We start from the raw sequence: 21,301 nt of genomic DNA, 5'->3' as shown, positions 1-21,301 counted from the left end.
ATCGTGCCGCCCACAGCCTGCCTTGCCCCGGCCGGACGAGCCGCCGGCCTTTGCGTCAGACCTTTTCCGGCTCCAGGGAAGCCGCCCGTTCCAGGCTGTCGAACATGGCAATGCGCCGCAGCAGCGCACGCCCCTTTTCGGGGTCGGCGGCGGCTTCGCGGATCTGGTCGCGGAACTGCCTGCGGTCGTTCTCGTCGCGGGCTTCCAGGTTGCGCTTGTTGCGGATGGTGTCGCCCTGGATAGCCTCCAGCGTCACCGTGCGGCGTTGCAGGTCGTAGGAGTCGAGCGCGGCCTCGCCGGCTTCGCCCAGGATGACGCGGCCGAGCCGCTTCGACAGGTTCAGGGCATCGTGGATGCCGCCGTTCATGCCCATGCCGCCCAGGGGGTTGTTGATGTGCGCGGCGTCGCCGGCCAGGAAGGTGCGCCCAAGGCGGAACGATTTGGCAACGCGCTGGTGCACCCGGTAAAGCGTTACGTGCTGGACGTCGAAGTCGGCGCCGGGCGGCAGGACGCGCCGCATCGATTCCTGGATGTAGGCGTCGCTCGTGGCTTCCTCGTCCGACTTTTCGGTGGCCACGGGCATCATCACCCGCCATGCGCCGACGATGCGCAGCAGGAAGTGCCAGCGCACGGGGTCGGCCACATAGCTTACGGACGACACGCCTGGCCGAGCCGAGGCGAAGTCGAAGGAGGTCGTGATGACCAGGAATCGTTCCGGCCAGGTAAAGCCGTCGAACTCGATGTCCTGGGCCCGCCGGACGATGCTGTTGGCGCCGTCCGCGCCGATCAGCCACCGGCAGCGGTGGCGCTGCGTGCCGCCGTCGGCCTGCAGGCCGATGTCGACGCCTTCCGTATCCTGGCTAATGGATACGATGGGCGCGCCGAACCTGATGGTGAACAAGGGGTTGTCCTTGAGGCGATCCAGGATGATGCGCGTCAGCTTGAACTGTTCGCTCTGCACCCGATAGGGGTGGCGGGTGAGGTCCGAGATGGCTGAAAAATTGAAGGTGCCGAGCTCGCCGTCGGCGGTCGAGCTGTATTGCACCGTCGGCGCGACCAGGCCCTGCGCCATCAGTGGTTCGGCAAAGCCCAGGTCGTCGAGCATGTCCAGGGTGGGCGGATGGAAGGTCGACGCCCGGGACTCCAGGCTCAGGCTGTTCATTTTCTCGCATACCGTGACCGGGATGCCGCGGCGCACGAGATCCGCCGCCGCGACCATGCCGACCGGGCCGGCGCCCGCGATGATGACTGGTACTTCTTTGCTCATGATGAATGAATTCCTTGGAACGTATGGGGTGGCGCGCCCGCGCAGCAAGGCGCCCCAGGACCTAGGCCGGGTCGTAGTAGTGGATCTCGAGCAGCACGCAGCCGCCGTCGGACTTGAAAGGGCCGTGGTAGGCCCCGGGCGGGCGGCAGGCATAGGTGTTGGGCGGGAACGCCTGGCCGCCTTGGCCGTTTTCGTCGTTGCCGACGCTCAGGTCGCCCGAGACCAGAAACACCTCTTCCCAATAGTCGTGCACGAAGGGCTTGGTGGTGAAGACGCCGGGCCCGAAGCGCAGCAGGCGGGTCTGCGAGCCGCGCTTGGCCTTCTCATCCAGGCCGCCCGCCAGAACCTTCTGCTGGACGTTCAGGCCGGGCGGATAGCCTGGCGGCTGTTCCCAGCCGGACTCCATGTCGATGGTGTGAAATTCCTTGTGCTGCTTGTTGACTGCCATGATGATGTCCTTTCAGGGTTTGGCTGCTTTGACGTTGGCGATCTTGTCGAACTCGACATTGACCAAATGCTTGCCGTCGCGCTTGACCTCGCGCAGATAAACGTTCTGGGTGATGTCCCGCGTTTGCGGGTCGATGCTGATCGGGCCGCGCGGGCTTTCAAAGCTGAGGCCCTTGAGCGCGTCGATCAGCTTGGCGCCGTCCTCGGTTTTCCCGCCGGTTTTTTCGAGCGCCGCGTAAATGGCCGCCATGCCGTCGTAGCCGTCCACCGAAAGAAAGTTGGGGCGGTCGTCGGGGCCGAACATTTGCGCGTATTCCTTGACGAATTTGCGGTTCAGGCCGGAGTCGTGCGTGGGCGAGTAATAGCCCGATGTAATGGTGCCGATGACGCCGTCGCCCAGCGAGTCGATGAGGGTTTCATCGGTCAGGTCGTGAGTGCCGATAAGGCGTATGCCGGCCTTGCGCAGGCCGCGTTCGCGGTATTGCTTGACGAACGCCACGGTGGCGGGGCCGGGCGGCAGGAAGACGAACACGGCATCGGGTTTTTCGTCCTTGACCTTTTGCACGTAGCTGGCGAAATCGGTATTGCTTACCGGAACCCGCACGCTGCCGACGATGGTCTTGCCCTCGTCCTTGAAGGCCTTGCTGAAGGCTTTTTCGGTGTCGATGCCGGGCGCGTAGTCGGCCACCAGCGTGTATACCTTGTTGATGCCGTGCCTGGCGGCCCATTGCGCCAGGGGAATGGCGGTCTGGGGCAGCGACGACGATACGCGCACGATGTACGGCGAGCGCGACGGAACGACGGCGCTCGATGCATTCATGACGATCATCGGGCGCTTGGCCTGGGTGGCGACCGGCGCCGCCGCCAGCGCCGAAGGCGTCAGGCCGAAGCCCGCCAGGATCTCGGCCTTGTCGGCCACCAGCAGGTGTTGGGCTTCGCGCCGGTCGACCTCGGGCGCGATGCCGGTGTCGTCCTTGTAGATCATTTCTATTTTCCGGCCGGCCACCACATCGCCGTGTTCTTTCAGGAAAACCTTGATGCCGTTGCTGATCTGCTTGCCGAAGGACGAGAACTCGCCGCTGAACGGAAGGATTACGCCGATCTTCAGCGGCACCGGCTCTGTCGCGGCATGGGCCGCCGAAGCGCAGAAGCAGGCGGCGAAAGCCGCGGCGGCCATAGGCTTGAGGTAGGGCTGGAAGGGGTTTTGCATTGTTTTGTCTCCGTGGTCGTAAGGGTGGCCGAGCGTGGCTTGTTCCACCGTGTTCAGGATTCGTCGATTGGCGACGCTATGCCGGCAAGTAGGCCGTAAACTCCGGTTGTTGATATTTTTGATATATATTCACACGGTACCCGCATGAAAGTTCTTATGAATTAAATGGTAATGGCGCATATGCTCATGCGACAAACGATTTGTTTTTCACATATGTTAAGTTTTTGGAAATAAGTCGATGCGTAGAAACATCCCCAGCCTGGGGGCGCTGCTGGCGTTCTCCACGGTGGCCAAGCACGAAAGCGTGACCGCCGCGGCGCACGAGCTGTCCTTGACGGCCAGCGCCGTGTCGCGTCAGATCGCCTTGCTGGAAGAGCAATTGGGCGTGGCGCTGTTCAGCCGGGTTCGCCAGCGCGTCATCCTTACGCGCGCCGGCCGGGTCTACAGCGCCAATATCGCCCAGACGCTGGACAAGCTCGAGAGGCAGACGCTGGAAATCATGGCGCACGAAGGGGAAGGGCGCGTGCTGGAGATCGCGGCGCTGCCCACGGTCAGCGCCCAGTGGCTGATTCCCCGGCTGGGCGATTTCAATCGCGAGCATCCCGGTATCACGATCAATGTGCACGCCAGAACCAGCCGGTTTCTTTTCAACGAGGCGTCCATCGACGGGGCGCTCTACTTCGGGTCGGATTCCTGGCCGGGCGCGAAAACCGAGTATCTGTTCGACGAGGTTCTGCTGCCCGTGGGCAGCCCCAGGGTCGCCAGCGAGCTGAAAAGCATGGAGGCCGCCGAGATCGTGCGGCAGCCGCTATTGCATTTGATGACCCGGCCCGACGCATGGCGCGAATGGAGCTCGGCGGCGGGCGCCACGCATATCAACATCATGCGCGGGGCTCGCTTCGAAGTGCAGTCCATGCTGATCGCCGCCGCATGCGCCGGGCAAGGCGTGGCGCTGCTGCCGCGCTTCCTGATCGATGATCTTCTGGACAGCGGAGCCTTGCGGGTGCTGTCCGATCTGTCGGTGCAAAGTCCGGGCGCCTATTACTTTGCCTATCCCGAAGACAAAAGCAACGAGGTTGCGCTGACCAGGTTTCGCTTGTGGTTGACGGGCACCAAAAGCGGGCTTTCCCATCCTGGGGTGTAACGGGGTCCTGGCTGCGTTATTTCAGGCCGTCTTCCCAATGCAGGGCATGCACGTCGATGCCTTCCTGCGCCATTTCCCATAGCGGCGACATGTCGCGCAGCTTGCCGACTTGCCCGGTGATCAGCTTGACGGCAAAGTCGATGTCTTCTTGTGTGGTGAAGCGGCCCAGGCTGAAGCGGATGGCGCTGTGGGCCAGTTCGTGGCTGCGCCCAAGGGCGCGCAGCACGTACGAGGGCTCGAGGCTGGCCGAGGTGCAGGCCGACCCGCTGGAGACGGCCAGGTCCTTGACGGCCATGAGCAGGGACTCGCCTTCGATGTAGTCGAAGCTCAGGTTCAGGTTGTTGCACGAACGCCGTTCGAGGCTGCCATTGAGGTAAACCGCGTCCAGCCTGGAAAGCCCTTCCCAGAGCCGGTCGCGCAGCTTGCCGATGCGCAGGTTCTCGTCGTGCATTTCCAGGCGCGCCAGGCGGAATGCCTCGCCCATGCCGACGATCTGGTGCGTGGGCAGGGTGCCCGAGCGAAAGCCCTTTTCGTGGCCGCCGCCATGCATCTGCGCCTCGATGCGCACGCGCGGCTTGCGGCGTATGTACAGCGCGCCTATGCCTTTCGGCCCGCAGGTCTTGTGCGCCGAGAAAGACATGAGATCGACGTTGAGAGTCTGCAGGTCGATGTCGACCTTGCCCGTGGCTTGTGCGGCGTCGACGTGGAACAGGACGCCGTTTTCGCGGCATATGTCGCCGATGGCCGGAATATCCTGGATGACGCCGATTTCGCTGTTCACGTACATGACGGAAGCGAGGATGGTGTCGGGCCGCAGCGCCTTTTTGAAGGCCTCCAGGTCCAGCAGGCCGTCGCTTTGGACGTCCAGGTAGGTGACTTCGAAACCCTGGCGCTCGAGTTCGGCGCAGGTGTCGAGCACGGCCTTGTGCTCGGTTTTCACCGTGACGATGTGCTTGCCGCGCCCGGCATGGAAATGCGCGGCGCCTTTCAGGGCGAGGTTGTCGGATTCGGTGGCGCCGGACGTCCAGACGATCTCTCTGGGGTCCGCATTGACCAGTTGCGCAACCTGCGAGCGGGCTTCCTCGACGGCCTCCTCGGCCTCCCAGCCGTAGGGGTGGGTGCGCGACGCGGGGTTGCCGAAATGCTCGTACAGCCAGGGCGTCATTTTGTCGGCGACGCGCGGATCCACCGGCGAGGTGGCCGCGTAGTCCATGTAGATGGGGCGTGAAGGCATGAGCCCGACTCCGGAATTCTGAAGGTATGGATACAGCTCAATCTTAACACCGCGCCCGTTCAGGGCCCCCAATTTCGAGCAGTTCGTGGCTACGGACGGCGGCGTCTGGAAGGCGGCCGCGGCGCGCCGGATGGCTGCTGCGGCTTCGTCCCGGGCTCCGGCGCCTGCTCTTTCGAATGCGCATCGCGCACGATTTCCAGCCAGGCGCGCGCGGCCAGCGACAGATAGGCGCCGCGGCGCCAGATCATGGCCAGGTCCCAATTGAGGTCGGGCTCGTCCAGCAAGACGTGAGCCAGTCCGGCCTGCCGGCGTTCGTCCATGATCAGGCGCGGCAGAAAAGCAATGCCAAGCCCGGCTGCGACGAGGGCCGTCAGGAAGTCGAGCTGGCCGCTGCGCGCGGCCACCGCCGGTTCGAAGCCGCGCCGATGGCAGGCCTGAAGAATGATCCGGTTCAAGGCAAAGCTGCTTTCCAGCTGGACGAAGGGCTCGGTGCGCAGGTCGTCCAGCTTGACCGAGGCGCGGCGCGCCAGCCTGTGGTTGGCCGGCATTAGCGCCACAAGAGGCTCTTTGCGCACCGCCTGGCTTTCGAACTCGTGGCTTACCGGCAACAGCGTTGCGGCCAGCTCGATATTGCCGGCCCGCAGGATTTCCTCGAGCTGCACGCTGCCGTGTTCGGCCAGCCGGATGTCGATGGCGGGGTAACGGTGGAGATAGATGGCAAACAGCGGCGCGAACAGCGTGTTCGAGCCTATGGTCGGCAACCCCAGCTGCAGCGTCCCGCGCCGCAGTCCCTGGATGTCCTGCAGTTCGGACAAGAGCTCGTCGCGCGCCGTCAGCATGCGGGTGGCGTGGCGGTAAACCGCCTCGCCGGCCGAGGTCAGCGTGTGGCGGTGGCCGATACGTTCGAGCAGCGGCGTGCCCAGTTCTTCCTCCAATTGCCTGACGGCCTTGCTGACCGTGGGCTGTGTGGCAAAAACAACTTTAGCCGCCCGAGAAAAGCCCCCTTGGCGGACGACTTCGACAAATGCCCGCAGGTTGCGCAGTTCCATGGGATTTCTCCGTGCTGGTTTGTGGACAGGCCGCCGGGCCGCGCCCGGGGCGGCTCCCGGCGTGCGCCCGGGTGGTTTCAATCGTGCCGCCTTCTCCTCATATTATTCCATTATTGAATCAAAATTATTCGAATAATTCATTTGTAGAATATCCTGGGCGAAACCTACACTGTCTTCACAGGAGTTGATCCATTCATGAAGACACGTGCCCTCACCGTAAATTTCCGGCGCGGCCTGCATCAGGCAAGGCTTGCGCAAATCGGCCTGATCATCGGCTTTTGGCTGTTGGGCGAGGCGTTGGTTCGGCTGGCGCATTTACCCGTGCCCGGCGGCATCGTCGGATTGGCGCTGCTGCTGGCCTTGCTGGCGACCGGCTGCATCAGCCCGATGAGCATGCGCCGCGGCGCGCAATGGTTTCTGGCGGAAATGCTGCTGTTCTTCGTGCCGGCCGTGCTGGCCGTTACCCAGCATGGCGAATTCATCGGCCTGCTCGGTGCGAAGATACTTCTGGTGATTCTCGTGGGCACGGTGACCGTCATGGCGGTCACGGCGCTGACCGTCGATACTTGTTATGCGTGGATGTCCAGGCAAGCGCGGCGCGGCGGCGGGCAGGGCTGAATCGTGGTTGCATCCGTGTTGCCCGGCATGAGGCCATTGGCCGATGGATTGTTGTGGTCGGCCTTGACCATCGTTTTCTATGTGATCGCCAAACGGCTGTACACGCGCTATGCCAGGTGGTGGCTGACGCCGCTGGCGCTGGCGCCCGCGCTGTTGATCGCGGTGGTTCTGGCGGCGCATGTCAGCTACCAAGATTACATTCAAGGCGCTGGATGGATGGTAAGCCTGCTGGGCCCAGCCACGGTTGCGTTCGCCGTGCCGATTTACGAGCAGCGCACGCTGGTGCGCCGCCATTGGCCGGTGCTGCTGATCGGGATGGTGGCGGGCAGCGCCACGGCCATCGCCACCGGCTGGGGTCTGGCCACGCTGCTCGGCCTGGATGGGGCGCTGCGCCTGAGCCTGCTTCCGCGCTCCATCAGCACGCCCTTCGCCATGGAGGTGTCCGGCGATATCGGCGGCATTCCCGACCTGACCGCCATTTTCGTGGTGGTGACCGGCGTGCTGGGCGCCATTATCGGCCAGTCCATGCTGTCCTGGCTGCCGATACGCTCGTCCCTGGCGCGCGGGGCCTTGCTGGGCGTGGGCGCCCACGGCGCGGGAACCGCCAAGGCGTATGAACTGGGCCGCGAAGAGGGCTCCATAGCCGGACTGGTCATGGTGCTGATCGGGCTGATGAACGTGCTGGGCGCAACGGTGCTGATGTATTTGTAGTAGCCCGTACGCAAAGAATGCGGAGTAAACAGGTCTTTGCGGTTCGGCGGCCGGCCCGCCGCCCCGGTTGTTTTTTTGATGTGTTAATTTTCTTGCGCATCCGAATAAAAGCTGATTTAATAATTTTAGAAAAAACGACTGGCTCCCTGTTTTTCATATAAAAGTGAAATATTTCACTAAATAATAAAAAAGCCGAATCGGCGCCGCAAAGGCGCAAAGAAGCACGCAGGGCGATTGCACGAATGCTGTTTTGCTGTTCTTGGTGGTTACACGAAAGTGAAATATTTCACTAAAAGGAGGCGACATGGAAGGAGCAATACAAAGTGAGGTGGGGGCTCAACCCACGGGTACCAGTTTAAGCAGCGCGGAAGAAGGCCGCCGCGATGTGGCATTGATTTCGGCGCGGATAGAGCGCCTGCCGGTTTCGGGCTGGCACGCCAAGCTGCTGGCCGTGGCCGCCACGGGGCATGTCTTCGATGCCTTCGACGCCGTTGCCATTGCATTCGTGCTTCCCGTGCTGGCGATGCAGTGGAAGCTGTCGCCGGGCGAAATCGGGATAATGATCTCCATGGGCTATCTTGGCCAATTGGTCGGGGCCCTGCTGATGGGCGCGGCGGCGGAGCGCTTCGGCCGTATCGCGGCTTTCAAGTATGCGCTGTTGATCATGGGTTTGTTCAGCCTGGGTTCGGCGTATGCCTGGGGCTTCGTGATCTTCGTCGTACTCCGGTTTCTGCAGGGCATCGGCCTGGGAGGCGAGGTTCCCATCGCGGCCACGTATCTGAACGAGCTCAGCCCGGCCAAGAACCGGGGCCGGATCATCTTTACGCTGGAGTCGGGGTTTTCGTTCGGGGTGCTGTTGACCTCGGTCATCGCCGTATGGGTCATCCCCGCCTACGGATGGAAGTCCATGTTCTTCATCGGAGCCTTGCCGATTATTCTTGGCTTGCTGCTGCCACGCCTGGTTCCCGAGTCGCCGCGCTGGCTGGCAGCCAATGGCCGCGTCCGTGAAGCCGAGAAAATCCTCTCCGATATCGAAGGGCATCTGCCCGCCGCAAAGCGCGAGGCGCTGCCGCCGCTGTCCGTGACCATTCCCCCCGTCCACCGCCGTCCTTCGTTCAAGCAACTGTTGACCGATGGCCTTGCGGCTCGCACTGTGGGAGTGTGGATCATGGCGTTTTGCACCTCATTGACCGGATACGGTTTGATTGCATGGATGCCGACGCTGTATCGCACCGAATACCACCTGCCGGTGGACGTGGCCTTGCGCTACGGGATGTTCAGCAATGTCGTGGGATTCCTGGCGACATTCGCCGGCATTTATCTGATCGATTACATCGGGCGCCGCAAAACCTTCATGATCGGTTTCTTCGGAGGCGCGATACCGATGCTTTATCTGGCTTACGCGGGCACCGCGGTTCCCGCATTCGAGGTCATGGTCTGCGCATCGATAAGCATGCTGTTCATCACTTTTCTATTGGCCGGCCTGTATGTGTACGCCCCTGAGATCTACCCCACGCGGATACGGGCCATTGGAGCGGGAACGGCCAGCGGCTGGCTCAGAATCGGATCGATCATCGGGCCGGTCGTGGTGGGAGCGTTGCTTACCGGCGGCTCCATCAATTCCGTGTTCGTCTTGTTTGGCGGGGCCGCAGTGGTCGGGGGCGCGGCGGTAGCGCTGTTCGGCCTGGAAACCAAGGGCAGGGCTCTGGACGAAATCGCCTCCTAGAGCGAAGGCACCAGGGCCTGTCAACACCTATTCATCGAGGCCTGCTCCGGCTATTCCGACAACAATGAATCCGCGCGGAGTCGACGGAGCGGATTCAGCATTTTTTAGAGCACCATGAGCATCACGACTTCGACACCTGCACAGCGCCGGCTTCGGCTGGCCGTCGATATCGGCGGAACCTTCACGGATCTGGCGGCATTCGACGAAACCGGCCGGCAACTGCTGTTTGGCAAATCGCTTTCCACGCACGACAGCCTGGTAAGGGGTATTCAAGATACGCTGGACATTGCCGGAGTCCAGTTCAAGGACGCCGATATTTTCCTGCATGGCTCGACCATCGTCATCAACACCTTGCTCGAGCGCAGCGGCGCGCGAACCGCCCTGCTCATTACCGAGGGCTTCCGGGATATCTACGAAATCGGCCGGATCAACCGGCCGGACGCCTACAATCTTTACTTCTCAAAGCACCAGCCGCTGGTCGAACGCTCCTTGCGGTTCGAGGTCGAGGAAAGGCTTCTTGCGGACGGAACCGTCCATAAAGAACTGCAAGAGCAAAGGGTGCGCGACATCGCCCGGGAGCTCAAGGAGCGCGGCGTCGAAGCCGTCGCCGTCATCCTGCTGCATTCCTACAGCAACGATGCGCACGAAAAACGGGTCAAGGAGATCATCGAAGAGGAAATACCGTCGGTGTTCGTCACGGCTTCCCACGAGCTGTCGAAGGAATACCGGGAGTTTGAACGGGCCTCTTCGGTGGCCGCGAACGCCTACGTCGGCCCCAGGGTGGAGTCCTATTTGCAGGAGCTCGAATCCCATCTGGCGCAAAGCGAATTCCAAGGCAACTTCTATGCCGTCCAGTCCACGGGCGGCCTTTTTCCCGTCGACGACGCCAAGCGTTATTGCGTCAGGATGCTGGAATCGGGTCCGGCGGCGGGAGTCATCGGGGCGCAGGCCATCTGCGCCCAGCTCGGGCTGACCCAGGCCATTGCCTTCGACATGGGCGGCACCACCGCCAAGGCCGGCGTGATCAGCAATGGCGTTCCGCTGACGACGGGAAGCGCGTTGATCGGCGGCTACGCCAAGGCCCTGCCCATACAGATTCCCATGATCGATATTTTTGAAGTGGGCACGGGCGGGGGCAGCATTGCGGCCCTGAACGAAGGCGGCGCGCTGCGCGTCGGCCCGCGCAGCGCGGGATCCATGCCGGGCCCGGCATGCTACGGACGCGGCGGCTCCCAGCCCACCGTCACCGATGCCAACCTGCTGCTGGGCCGGCTCGACCCCGAGTGCTTCCTGGGCGGCAGCATGAAGCTGGACGTGGGCGCCGCCACCAGGGCGGTGGACGAGCATCTTGCCCGGCCGTTGGGCCTGGACACGCAGACGGCGGCCAACGGTATTTTGCGCATTGCGGTAACGGCCATGTCCTATGCCGTGAAGGGCGTGACGACGGAGCGCGGGCTGGACGCGGGCGCCTTCACCATGATCGTGTACGGCGGCGCCGGCCCCTTGCATGCCTCGGCCATCGCCCGCGAGCTGGGCATCCGCCGCGTCGTCATTCCGTTTTCGCCGGGGCATTTTTCCGCCTACGGCATGCTTTTCAGCGATCTGCGCTACGACTACGTGCGTTCGTGCTTCCAGGCGCTGTCCGAGGCCGCGTTCGACGGCATCGAATCCTTGTATCGGGAAATGGAGCAGGCCGGCCGGGACGCGATCCTGTCCTCCGCCACCCGCGCCCAGTCCATCGACATCAAGCGCTATGCGGACATGCGCTACGTGGGCCAGGAACATGCTGTGACGGTCGAGCTTCCCCAGGCGCTTTTCGACAACCGGGACGTCGACGGCGTCAAGCGGGCTTTCGACGACGTGCATTTGCTGCGCTATGGCACTTGCGCGCCCAAGGAGGCTGCGCAGATCGTCAGCGTGCGGGTTTCCGTGGCGGGCGCCATGCTCAAGCCGCCCCAGGAGAAGCGCGGCCCAGGCTCCGGCCGGGAGGTTTCGGCGGCGCAGGTTCGCAGAAAGCAGGTGTTCTTCGACGATGCCGGTTTCGTGGAAACCCCCGTGTACGACCGCACGCTTCTGCAGGCCGGCGATCGCATCCAGGGCCCTGCCCTGATCGAAGAGCATGCGTCGACCACGGTGGTGCTGCCCACCGACCGCGTGGTGGTCGATCCCTTTGGAAACCTTGATATCGAGATCGGAGAGTAGCGATGAGTGCGGTAAAACATAATGTGGATCCCATCACGGTTGAACTGGTGCGCAACGGGGTGCTGGCCGTCACAGAGGAAATGAAGACCAACCTGATGCGCACGGCGTACAACATGATCATCTACGAAGCCCTGGACTTCACCGTGGGGCTGTTCACCGCGCAGGGCGAAACCGTTTCGATCGGGCTGGGCCTGCCCATGTTCATCCGGGGGATGTCGGAGACCATCAAGGCCAAGATCCGCCACTTCGGGCTGGAGAACATCCATCCCGGGGACATCATCGTCACCAACGACGCGTACATCACGGGCAGCCACCTCAACCACGTCACGTTCACCCTGCCCATATTCTACGAAGGCGAAATCCAGGGGTTCACCTGCTGCATGGCGCACTGGCTGGACGTGGGCGGAACGATAGGGCAGGTAACCACGGACATTTATTCCGAGGGGCTGCAAATACCCATTCTCAAGTACCAGAGCGCGGGCGTGGTCAACCAGGACCTGCTGGACATCATCGCCCTCAATGTGCGCCTGCCGGATCTTGCCATGGGCGACCTGCGCGCCCAGATAACGGCCGTCACCACGGGCGAGCGGCGCTTTCTGGAATTGCTCGACCGCTACGGCAAGGACGAGGTGCTGGCCTCCATCGCCACCATCATGGATCACACGGATGCCGCCGCGCGCGCCAATGCCGGCAAGATCCCCGACGGCGTCTACGAGGCCGAATCGTTCATGGACGACGATGGCGTCAACCTGGGCGTGCCGGTGCCGATACGGGTAAAGGTAGTCGTGCAGGCCGGACAGGTCACGATCGACCTGTCCGAGGTCAGCCGCCAGGTCAGCGGTTTCTACAACTCGGGCGTCACGACGGGCATTGCCTGCGCCCAGGTCGCCTACAAGTGCCTGACGACACCCGAGTGGTATCCGGTCAACGACGGCAGCTTCCGCTCCTTGAACGTGATCGTGCCGGAAGGCAGCATCGTTAGTGCGACGCGCCCGGCGCCGATGCGCTGGTGGATGACGTTTCCCATGACGGTGATCGACACCATCTTCAAGGCGCTGGCGCCGGCCTTGCCCGACCACGTCATTGCCGGGCACCATGCCGACCTCGTCGTGGCGACCCTGCACGGCTTTTCCCCCAAGGACGGGCGCTTCTATATCGCCAGCATCGGGCCGTTGGGCGGCGGCTGGGGGGCGAAATCCACGGAAGACGGGGTTTCCGTGACGGTCTGCATCAACGATGGTGATACGCATAACAGCCCCGTCGAGCAGATCGAGTCCAAATACCCCATATTGATCGAGCGCTATGCGCTGCGCCAGGACAGCGGCGGCCCCGGCCAGCACCGTGGCGGCCTGGGCGCCGACCTGGTCGTCCAGGCGCTTGCGCCGTTCTCGTTCGACACTTCGATAGAACGCGCGCAGTGCAAGCCCTGGGGACTGAACGGGGGCATGCAGGCCGACGGCAATTCGGTGGGCGTGCGTGTCGATGGGGTCTGGGAAGAAGCCTTGCCCAACGCCAAGCTTGCCCGTCGCCGCTTGAAAAAAGGCGATGCGCTGAGACTGCGCTCGGGCGGGGGGGGCGGGTACGGCGACCCGCGCCAGCGTCCGGCGGAAAAAGTGGCTTACGACGTTGCGCAGGGCTACATCAGCATCGAGTCGGCGCGGCGCGACTACGGCGTCGAGATCGATCCCGGCACGGGTGAAGTTCGCGCCCATGGCGATGCCGAATTGCCGGTATGACGCCAATATTTGAACACGATTGGAGAGGAGCGTATTCATGTCGTATAAGTTACTGAGCTATTACACGGACGGCGGGATCGCCGCGGGCGTGCTGGTGGATGGAAACGTATTCGAGCTTTCAACGGTCCTGGGCGGCAGCCGCCCGTATTCCATGCTCGACGCGCTCGAGCATTGGGAGACCGCCCGCCCCAAGCTGGCGGCGTTCGCCAAGTCGGCGCCGAGCGGCGGGCTTGCGTTGTCCGGCGTGAAGCTTGCCGCGCCGGTTCCGCGCCCGCCGGCGATCTATTGCGCGGGGGCCAACTATAAAGACCATGTTCAAAGCATGGAGCGCATGCTGGGCCTGAAGCCCGAGCCCGATCCGCACGATGTGGGGCTGACGCCCTGGCATTTCATCAAGTCGCCGGCCAGCGTGGTGGGAACCGGGGCCGAGATCGTCGTGGAGTCGAGCAAGCTGGACTGGGAGGCCGAGCTTGCCCTGGTCGTGGGGGTGCGTGCCCGCCATCTGACCCTGGACAACGCCCTGGACTGCGTCGCCGCCGTCACCATCGGCAACGATTTTTCCGCCCGCGATTACCTGCAAAGGGAACAGCTGGATATCCGCTCGCCCTTCAAGTACGACTGGATAGGCCAGAAGAGCTTTGACGGGTCGTGCCCGCTAGGGCCCTGGCTGACCCCGTTGGACGATGTCGACGACATCCAGTCCCTGCCCATCAAGCTGTGGGTCAACGATACATTGAGGCAGGATTCCACCACCCGGAACATGATCTTCACCGCGGCGGAACAGCTTGTGCAGTTATCGAGCCGGCTAACGCTATACCCGGGCGACGTCATCATGACCGGCACGCCGGCCGGAACGGGGGCGGAAAGCGGGGAGTTCCTGAATCAGGGCGACGTGGTCAAAATACAGATCGGAGAGCTGGGTGAACTTGTCAATCGCGTCGGGTGACACTAATCTAGCAGACCCTCCTACTATAAATACTCTATCCATGATCAGTTCTGCAGTCGCACGCGGACGCCCCAAGCGCAACAGCGGGCAGCCGGTCGGAATCCAGACCGTCGAGACGGCGCTGGATGTGCTTGGCATCATCACCCAGGAAGGCAGCGCCATCGGGCTCAGCGAATTGTCCCGAAGGACGGGGCTCATTCCCAGCAAGCTGCACCGCTATCTCGTCACACTGGTGCGCTATGGCGTCGTCAAGCAGTCCATCTCCAGCGGCATGTACGATCTGGGCCCGACGGCGCTGCGCATCGGCCTGGCGGCGTTGAACCGGCACGACGCCATCGGCAGCGCCCAGGAAGTCGTCAGCGCCCTGGCTGCCAATACAGGGTGCTCTGTGGGCTTGTACGTGTGGACGGAGCTGGGGCCGACCCTGGTGCGCCTGGAAATCGGCGCCTACCTGCCAACCGTGCTCCGGGTCGGCACCGCTCTTCCCTTGATCCACTCGGCAACGGGCCGGGTATTTCTTGCCCATTTGCCCGCGTCGGAAACGGCCCGGCTGTTACGCAAGGAGCGCGCCGACGCCAAGGCCGACGGGCTGGACTTTCCCACCGTCCAGGAAATCGCGGAGATGTCGCAGGCCATACGCAACAGCGAAATCTACTGGACCAGGGACGCCATTATTCCCGCCACGGTGGCGGTCGTGCCCATTCTCAGGAAAGCGGGCGATCCGCTTTGCTCCATTGTCGCCATTTTGCCCAGGGGCCGTTCCGGAGACAGCCAGAAGGCGCGGATAGCCGAGCAATTGCAGGCCGCGCGCGATCTCCTGCAGAAGGAGATCGGTTTCGACATTGCAGACGATGAACTCGCATCGCCGGCCGCCCAGCGCAGGGTCCGCGAGCTGCAAGGCCGGCTGGAAGGCTTGGCGCAGGTGCGGCAGGAAAGCGGGAAGCCATAGCATGGTTCGCCCGTCCGAATCTCCTGGCCTGGAAAATCAGGATAGGCTCATCCTGACGCTCTGGAACGCGGCGGGCAAGACCATGCAGCACGGCATGTCGTGCCGGTGCTGCGGCGGCGGCATGTTTTCCATGAGCCCCAAGGTCCTTGAAGCGGACATGCTGGATTACCTGGCCGACAAATACCAGGGCGAAGGCGTCTCAGCCCTGCACGATGCGGTCAGCCGGCGCATCGCCGACCCCGGCGACGAGGGGCTGATCGCCTGGCTGCGCGCCCTCGGCGCCTCGGACGCTTTGCCGGCGCCGTTGCTGGACCGGCTTAAGGCGGACATCATCGATCTTCTGCAAAACATGCAGGCCGCCCCGGGATTCTAAGGTCTGCCATCGTGGCGCCTGCCCGGCCCTTGTTGACAGGGTAGGGCCGTGCGTGAGGATTTATGGCACACTGCGGCTATTAGCAGACGCTCAATAATTACATGCAGACAAACTCACCCGAACCGCAGCCGCTCGAAGCCCAGCCATCGTCTTCTTCGCACGATTCTTCTCTCCGTAAGCCCTCGGCGACATCGAAGCTGATGCTGATGTTCGCGATTGTGTTCGTGGGCATGAATCTGCGGCCGGCGCTGATCAGCGTGGGCCCGTTGATCGATTCGCTGCGCGAAAGCCTGGGCTTGTCCGCGTTGGCCCTGGGAACCTTGCTGACCCTGCCCATCCTGTGCTTTGGCGCTTTTGCGCCTTTGGCTCCCAGTCTGCTGCGCTTTCAATCGGCCGAGCGCCTGTTGCTGGTGAACTTGCTGGTGCTGGTTGCGGGCATCGGCCTGCGCAGCACCCTGGGCGTGTTCGGGCTGTTTGCCGGAACGTTGGTGGTGGGTTTCAGCATAAGCGTCGTCATGGTGCTGCTGCCCAGCATCATCAAGCAGCATTTCCCGCAGCAGGCGGGAATGATGATGGGCGTCTACACCACGGCCCTGGCGCTGGGCGCGGCCATCGCCGCCGGCGTGACGGTGCCGCTGGAGCAGATTCCCGGCAGCGACTGGCGCTGGGCGCTGGCGTTCTGGCTGATTCCGGCCACCGCCGCCATCGTGGTCTGGTGGCCGCAAGCGGGTTCGGGCGAGCATCCGCGAGGCCGCGTCCGCGCTGCGGCGCCCAAGCTGCGCCGCAGCTGGCTGGCCTGGCAGGTTACCTTGTTCATGGGGGCGCAGGGCGCCATTGCCTATTGCATATTCGGCTGGCTGCCGCTGATTCTCATCGATCGCGGGCTCACTCCGGTAAAGGCCGGCTTCGTCCTGGCGTCGCTGATGACGGTGCAGCTTTCCACGTCGCTGGCTGGCCCCTGGCTGGCGACCCGGGGGCGCGACCAGCGCCTCGCCACGCTGGCGATGATGGTGCTCGTCCTGGTTGGCCTGATGGGCATGCTGTACGGGAGTATTTCGGCCGTGTATGTGTGGTCGACCGTTTTCGGCCTGGGGTTCGGCGGCATGTTCAGCATTGCGATGGCGCTGCTGGTATTGCGTTCGCCCAACCCGCAGATAGCGGCTTCGTTATCCGGAATGGCGCAAGGCGTGGGCTACACGCTGGCCGCCATGGCGCCGCTGGCCGTCGGTTTCCTGCACGACCATACGGGCAACTGGAACGCCGTGGCTGTGTTTTTCTGCCTGCTGATCGGCGGTGCCATCTGGTCGGGGCTGCTGGCCAGCCGCGCCATGCACATCGAAACGGAATAGGCTTTCCCGCACCTGTTCGGTCAGTCTCGAGGCATGGATCGGCTGCGAGCGCTTAGTTGGGAACCGGCGTGCTGAATCGCACCCCCAGCCGTACCTTGGCGCCGGGCAGCGCCGCCTTGAGCGCGCGCAGGCCTTCGACGGCCTGGCCAAACTCGGCATACCGCAAGACGGTGATGCCGGTCGGTTCGTAATGCTGCACCGACGCCGGCTGAGGCGTCAACTGCTGCAGCTTGGCCTGGACGCTGCTCTCCGACGCCTGTGAAATCGTGACTTCGTTGCGGCTGCTGCCCACGACGCCCTGGGCGTTGACCAGCAAGGTTTCCTGCTGGCCGGACTGCTGCGAGGGAATGACCCTGACCTTGGTGCCGCCGATGTCGTACACCTGCAGATCGCCCAATTGCGCGATCTGCGCCTCGGACAGCTTTTGTCCCGGGGTCAGTGCGAACGCGGCATGGCTGGCCAGCGCCAGCGAAACGCCAAGAAGACCGAGAACATGTCGAAAGCTTTTTGTCATGGAGTGATCCTGGAAAAACGATGGCACGGTCTATTGTGCAATGATTCGCGCTTCGGTAAGCAGCTTGAAGTCGATGGGCCCGCCGCTGCCGTCCGTGGAAGGGCATTCGGTAGATAGACGGGTACGAACCTGATTATCGATGATTTCGACCACTTCGATCTGCGTGTCCGGATTGGCGGCTATGGCGAACAGCTCCCAGTCGCCCTGGGCCTGCTCGCCGTAGAACGCGAAACTTCCCAGCGTGTAGGCATTGAAGCTGTCGATCCCGTTGGCCTTGAAGTGGTCGTTGGGCAGCTTCAGCAAGGAAACCGTGCCCGAGGGCGATTTTGCGGCAATGCCCAGCGAGCCCAGGCAGACATCTTCGCCCGACAGCCGAACCTGCAATTGATCCACGATTTGCGTACCCGCCTTGAACGTGCCCAGGGACGTGACGCGCTGGTAGGGGAATGCCCCTATGCGGATGTTGGCGCCGGCGTATTCCGAGGTTTCCGTGCCAGACAATGGATCCAGTTGCCAATAAGCCACTTCGCTGAAATCGGGAATCTGGACATCCTTGGCCCGGCTCAGACTGGGGTTGCTCTTGTATTGCCGCGCCAGTTCCACGGCTTTTTCGGTGTCCGGCACGCCAAAGCCGTACCAGTTCGAGTACTCGTATCCGGCGGCGTTCTTCTGCCAGCCCAGGTCCATTGGGAATGCCACGGCGCCATCGTGGATGTCGGCGGCGCTTCCCATTTGGCCGGTGGGCTGGTTGGTGGCCAGGTCTTCCAGAGAGCCATAGGGCTTGTCGCCTTTTCTGGGAATGTGCTGGAGATAGTCGGCGTCCACCTTGCGCGACGATATCCGTAGAATATCGCGCACGTCCCGCCAGGTCAGCGCCGGATTGGCGTCGAGCATCAGCGCGACCACGCCGGCAATGGTAGGGGTGGCCGCCGATGTGCCATTCATGTAGGTGTAGTCGCAATCGGGGTTGTCGGGCCGGCCGTTGCGCACGGTTTGCCCGCGCAGGAAGGGCGTTTCCGCGCCCGTGTAGCTGAACCCGTAGATGCAGCCGCGCAGGTCCGTGCTGAAGATGGTCGGGCCATCGCCGTTCTGGCTGCCTTCGCCGTAGTTGCCCGCGCCGCCGTATTCCCCGCCCAGTCCGGTCACCCAGACCACGGAGCCCGCGCTGCTGTAGCTGCTGGCCGATCCCTTGGCATTCAGCGCGGCGACGGTGATGACGTTGGACTCCAGCACCGAGACGTCGTTGGCTGGGTTGGTGCAGTCGAAATAGGCGGCCGTTCTTCCGCACAGGCCGGGGTTGAAGGAATTGCCGGCCGCCTTGACGAAGATGGCGCCCTTGCCGTTGCGCAGGTTCTTGATGCCCCGGAGCGCGGTCGTGGTGTCGTTGTCGATGTCGGATTCGTAGGGTGTTGCGACGGTGTCTCCGCCGAAGGAGGCATTGAAGACGTCCGCCTTGCCGGACCACGGCGCCCCGCCATAGGCGGCGAACACCTGGCTTTGGCCGCTAAGGTAGTTCGCGCCGCCTATCGTGGCCCGCGGGGCAATGCCCATGACCCCCTTGCCGTTCTGGGCCGCGGCGATGATGCCGGCGACGACCGTGCCGTGGGCCGGGCTGTTGGCGTTCAGGTCCGGATAGGGGTCGTCCTGCTGCGTCACGAAATTCCAGGACATGCTGTAGTCGGCATTGGGCGCGAGGTCTTCATTGTGCAGATCGGTTCCGGTGTCCAGCACCAGGACATTGACTCCCTGGCCCTTGATGCCCATCCGGTGCACCGGTTCTACGTTCAGATCCAGGCCGCCGCCGAAAACATCGGGAAAGTCCTTGAAGTAGCTGGCCGCATAGTTCAGCGCCCACTGGAAGGTATACAGCGGTTCGGTGTCCCCGGTCTGGCAGGCATAGGGGCCTGTTTCCGCGCAGGCCAGGTCGGCCTGCCCGCCGCCGGATCCGCTGTTGCACGCGGCCAGGACCGAAGCGATCAGGGGCAACAGGCAAAAACGCAGTTTTTTTATGTTCATGGGTCGTCGGGGGCTGATAGGTCGTTCCATGGCAGGCGCTTTCATGGAAGGTCTGGTTGCATGGGATTCCGGCTAAGGGCTTCCGGCGCTTATTTCTGCAGGGAATTATACGGGAAACAATTTAAATCAATAAGAAATAAATAGAATTATTAATGATGTAAGGGAGCCGTGGACGTCGGGCTCGCGATAGCGCCGCGTTTCTGCCCGGTGAGTCTGGCGGGGAACCAGCCATAGAGGGTGGGGGGAGATCACGCTCAAAGAGGTTGAATTCTGGTTACGGCCCAGAGTCGACCAGTTTGCCTTCAACGCCCGAGGGGGGGATTTTGGGGGAGGCGGCCGACGCGGTCTTGGCCAGAGCAATATCGCTTTCACGCACCTGCTGGCGAAAACGCCCGGCCGAATAATGATAGAACGGCTGCGGTGAAAACAGCCTCGAGACGAGCGAAGCGCACAGCGAAGCGATCAGCAGCCACACGAGCATTGGCTGGCTGCCAGTCATTTCCATGACGATGACGCTGGCTGTCAGTGGGGATTGGGTGGCAGCGGCAAGGAATGACGCCATGCACAGCAGCACCAGTACACGTTGATCGGCCAGCGCGCCCGTCCAGCGGTACAGTTCAACGCCAAAGCCGGCTCCTGCGGTCAGCGCCGGGGTGAATATCCCGCCTGGAATGCCCGCCCAGTAGGAGACCACGGTTGCCAGTAGCTTTGCCGGGCCGAAGCTGGGCGATTCCAGCGAGTGCCCGGCCATCGCGGAAGACGCCACCTCGTAGCCGGTGCCGAAAACCGTATAGTGGGTCAGCAACCCCAGCGCCGCCAGAATCAGGCCCATGAAAAATGCCAAATGAAGGGGGCGCCGGCATAGCCAGTCGCGCCAGCGCGCGGGTGCGAATGCGGCGGCGCCCTTGCTGAGCAGCCAGGAAAATATTCCGCCGCCAATGCCGCAAACCAATCCGCACAGCAAGACCCAGCCCGCCATATTGTGCTCTAGCGCATGCCCTGTGAACGTGCCGAAATATGGGTTGTTCCCGGCAAACACTACCACGATAAAACCGGCGGCCAGTACACCCAGCAGCACTAGGCGCTGCCAACGAAGCGCGGTGCCCCGGCCCAGTTCTTCTATGGCGAACACTACGCCGGCAAGCGGCGCGTTGAAGGCTGCCGCCAAGCCGCCAGCCGCGCCTGTGGCGATCAGCTCGTTCGTCTGGACACCTGTCAACGGCACGCCCATTTTTTTGCACAACCGGCCCCACGCCAGCATCAGTGCCGCACCGACCTGAACCGATGGCCCTTCGCGCCCGATGGACGCGCCCAGTACCAACCCCAGGAATGTCAGGGGTACCTTCCACATCGATTCGTACAGGGTAACCAGTTTGAGCCGTCCCGAGCTGGCTGGCAATGACAAGGAGGCGATGACTTGCGGAATGCCGCTGCCTGCCGCGTTGGGCGCAAAGCGCAGGGTGGCCCAGCGCAGGCAGACCATTCCCAGCGGCAATGCGATCCAGATGGCCCAAGGCACCCGGGCTATCCATGTCGCGTTCCAATGTAGCGCCAGATCGACCATGCGGGCAAAACCCAGCGACATGAACGAAACCATCGCCGCGCCAGCCAGCAGCAGGCTGAATTGAAGCGTTCTGTGCGACATGCGATGCAACTGCCGAGCCTTGCGCCGCGAGCCATGATGGAGCATCGTCCAGATTCGGCGCAAGATTCTTGGCCAATGACTCATTTGCAATTCCTGTTGTTGGAAGTTGGTTATTTTATCCTTTGTTAAAGCAGTTCCTTGCCTGCTCCTTCCGGGAAAGTCTAT

The 21,301-nt window shown here is 62.9% G+C and carries 18 protein-coding genes; 10 read left to right on the top strand and 8 right to left on the bottom strand.

The window, feature by feature from the left end:
- Nucleotides 1–55: 55 nt before the first annotated feature.
- From VNT00_RS02970 to VNT00_RS02960, 3 genes are all read right to left on the bottom strand, one after another.
- The gene (locus VNT00_RS02970; RefSeq protein WP_325584359.1) at nucleotides 56–1,267 is read right to left on the bottom strand and encodes an FAD-dependent oxidoreductase; all 1,212 of its coding nucleotides are present in this window, start codon (nucleotides 1,265–1,267) and stop codon (nucleotides 56–58) included.
- A 61-nt stretch (nucleotides 1,268–1,328) separates the two neighbouring features.
- Complete coding sequence (locus VNT00_RS02965; RefSeq protein ID WP_325584357.1) at nucleotides 1,329–1,715, bottom strand: cupin; 387 nt, start codon at nucleotides 1,713–1,715, stop codon at nucleotides 1,329–1,331.
- A gap of 12 nt (nucleotides 1,716–1,727) precedes the next feature.
- Entirely contained in the window at nucleotides 1,728–2,924 is a 1,197-nt protein-coding gene (locus VNT00_RS02960; RefSeq protein WP_325584355.1) for an ABC transporter substrate-binding protein, read from the bottom strand.
- Nucleotides 2,925–3,162: 238 nt separating this feature from the next.
- Here VNT00_RS02960 and VNT00_RS02955 point away from each other — a divergent pair, with 238 nt between their 5' ends.
- Nucleotides 3,163–4,068, top strand: a complete 906-nt coding sequence (locus VNT00_RS02955; RefSeq protein ID WP_325584353.1) for a LysR substrate-binding domain-containing protein — start codon at nucleotides 3,163–3,165, stop codon at nucleotides 4,066–4,068.
- A gap of 16 nt (nucleotides 4,069–4,084) precedes the next feature.
- Here VNT00_RS02955 and VNT00_RS02950 read toward each other — a convergent pair whose 3' ends face one another.
- The gene (locus tag VNT00_RS02950) at nucleotides 4,085–5,302 is read right to left on the bottom strand and encodes an IscS subfamily cysteine desulfurase (protein ID WP_325584351.1); all 1,218 of its coding nucleotides are present in this window, start codon (nucleotides 5,300–5,302) and stop codon (nucleotides 4,085–4,087) included.
- A gap of 89 nt (nucleotides 5,303–5,391) precedes the next feature.
- Nucleotides 5,392–6,351 carry a LysR family transcriptional regulator gene (locus tag VNT00_RS02945; RefSeq protein ID WP_325584349.1) on the bottom strand — a complete coding sequence of 320 codons (960 nt, stop codon included), beginning with the start codon at nucleotides 6,349–6,351 and terminating at the stop codon, nucleotides 5,392–5,394.
- A 195-nt stretch (nucleotides 6,352–6,546) separates the two neighbouring features.
- Between VNT00_RS02945 and VNT00_RS02940 the strand changes: the two genes are divergently transcribed.
- The 9 genes from VNT00_RS02940 to VNT00_RS02900 all read left to right on the top strand — a co-directional run bounded on the left by VNT00_RS02940 (nucleotide 6,547) and on the right by VNT00_RS02900 (nucleotide 16,961).
- On the top strand, nucleotides 6,547–6,969 hold the full coding sequence (locus tag VNT00_RS02940) for a CidA/LrgA family protein (protein ID WP_325584347.1): 423 nt from the start codon (nucleotides 6,547–6,549) through the stop codon (nucleotides 6,967–6,969).
- A 3-nt stretch (nucleotides 6,970–6,972) separates the two neighbouring features.
- Complete coding sequence (locus VNT00_RS02935; protein WP_325584346.1) at nucleotides 6,973–7,680, top strand: LrgB family protein; 708 nt, start codon at nucleotides 6,973–6,975, stop codon at nucleotides 7,678–7,680.
- 304 nt (nucleotides 7,681–7,984) lie between these two features.
- Nucleotides 7,985–9,406 (top strand): MFS transporter, encoded by a 1,422-nt coding sequence (locus tag VNT00_RS02930; protein WP_325584344.1) that lies wholly within the window; start codon nucleotides 7,985–7,987, stop codon nucleotides 9,404–9,406.
- Nucleotides 9,407–9,520: 114 nt separating this feature from the next.
- Complete coding sequence (locus VNT00_RS02925; RefSeq protein ID WP_325584342.1) at nucleotides 9,521–11,608, top strand: hydantoinase/oxoprolinase family protein; 2,088 nt, start codon at nucleotides 9,521–9,523, stop codon at nucleotides 11,606–11,608.
- 2 nt (nucleotides 11,609–11,610) lie between these two features.
- Complete coding sequence (locus tag VNT00_RS02920; RefSeq protein WP_325584340.1) at nucleotides 11,611–13,344, top strand: hydantoinase B/oxoprolinase family protein; 1,734 nt, start codon at nucleotides 11,611–11,613, stop codon at nucleotides 13,342–13,344.
- 37 nt (nucleotides 13,345–13,381) lie between these two features.
- Nucleotides 13,382–14,290, top strand: coding sequence for a fumarylacetoacetate hydrolase family protein (locus tag VNT00_RS02915; RefSeq protein WP_325584338.1), 909 nt, complete (start codon nucleotides 13,382–13,384; stop codon nucleotides 14,288–14,290).
- Nucleotides 14,291–14,330: 40 nt separating this feature from the next.
- Nucleotides 14,331–15,239, top strand: a complete 909-nt coding sequence (locus tag VNT00_RS02910; RefSeq protein ID WP_325584336.1) for an IclR family transcriptional regulator — start codon at nucleotides 14,331–14,333, stop codon at nucleotides 15,237–15,239.
- A 1-nt stretch (nucleotide 15,240) separates the two neighbouring features.
- Nucleotides 15,241–15,612, top strand: coding sequence for a hypothetical protein (locus VNT00_RS02905; RefSeq protein WP_325584334.1), 372 nt, complete (start codon nucleotides 15,241–15,243; stop codon nucleotides 15,610–15,612).
- A 101-nt stretch (nucleotides 15,613–15,713) separates the two neighbouring features.
- Nucleotides 15,714–16,961 carry a CynX/NimT family MFS transporter gene (locus VNT00_RS02900; RefSeq protein WP_325584332.1) on the top strand — a complete coding sequence of 416 codons (1,248 nt, stop codon included), beginning with the start codon at nucleotides 15,714–15,716 and terminating at the stop codon, nucleotides 16,959–16,961.
- Nucleotides 16,962–17,013: 52 nt separating this feature from the next.
- On the opposite strand, the gene VNT00_RS02895 is transcribed toward VNT00_RS02900, so the two are convergent.
- The 3 genes from VNT00_RS02895 to VNT00_RS02885 form a co-directional block, all read right to left on the bottom strand.
- Nucleotides 17,014–17,475, bottom strand: coding sequence for a hypothetical protein (locus VNT00_RS02895; protein ID WP_325584330.1), 462 nt, complete (start codon nucleotides 17,473–17,475; stop codon nucleotides 17,014–17,016).
- 30 nt (nucleotides 17,476–17,505) lie between these two features.
- The gene (locus tag VNT00_RS02890; RefSeq protein WP_325584328.1) at nucleotides 17,506–19,491 is read right to left on the bottom strand and encodes a S8 family serine peptidase; all 1,986 of its coding nucleotides are present in this window, start codon (nucleotides 19,489–19,491) and stop codon (nucleotides 17,506–17,508) included.
- A gap of 274 nt (nucleotides 19,492–19,765) precedes the next feature.
- The gene (locus tag VNT00_RS02885) at nucleotides 19,766–21,220 is read right to left on the bottom strand and encodes a chloride channel protein (RefSeq protein ID WP_325584326.1); all 1,455 of its coding nucleotides are present in this window, start codon (nucleotides 21,218–21,220) and stop codon (nucleotides 19,766–19,768) included.
- Nucleotides 21,221–21,301 lie beyond the last annotated feature (81 nt).

The organism is Eoetvoesiella sp. (genome assembly GCF_035555955.1).
Classification (GTDB): domain Bacteria; phylum Pseudomonadota; class Gammaproteobacteria; order Burkholderiales; family Burkholderiaceae_B; genus Eoetvoesia.
Note: the sequence above shows the minus strand (reverse complement) of the source record. Positions and strands in the feature narration are given on the sequence as shown.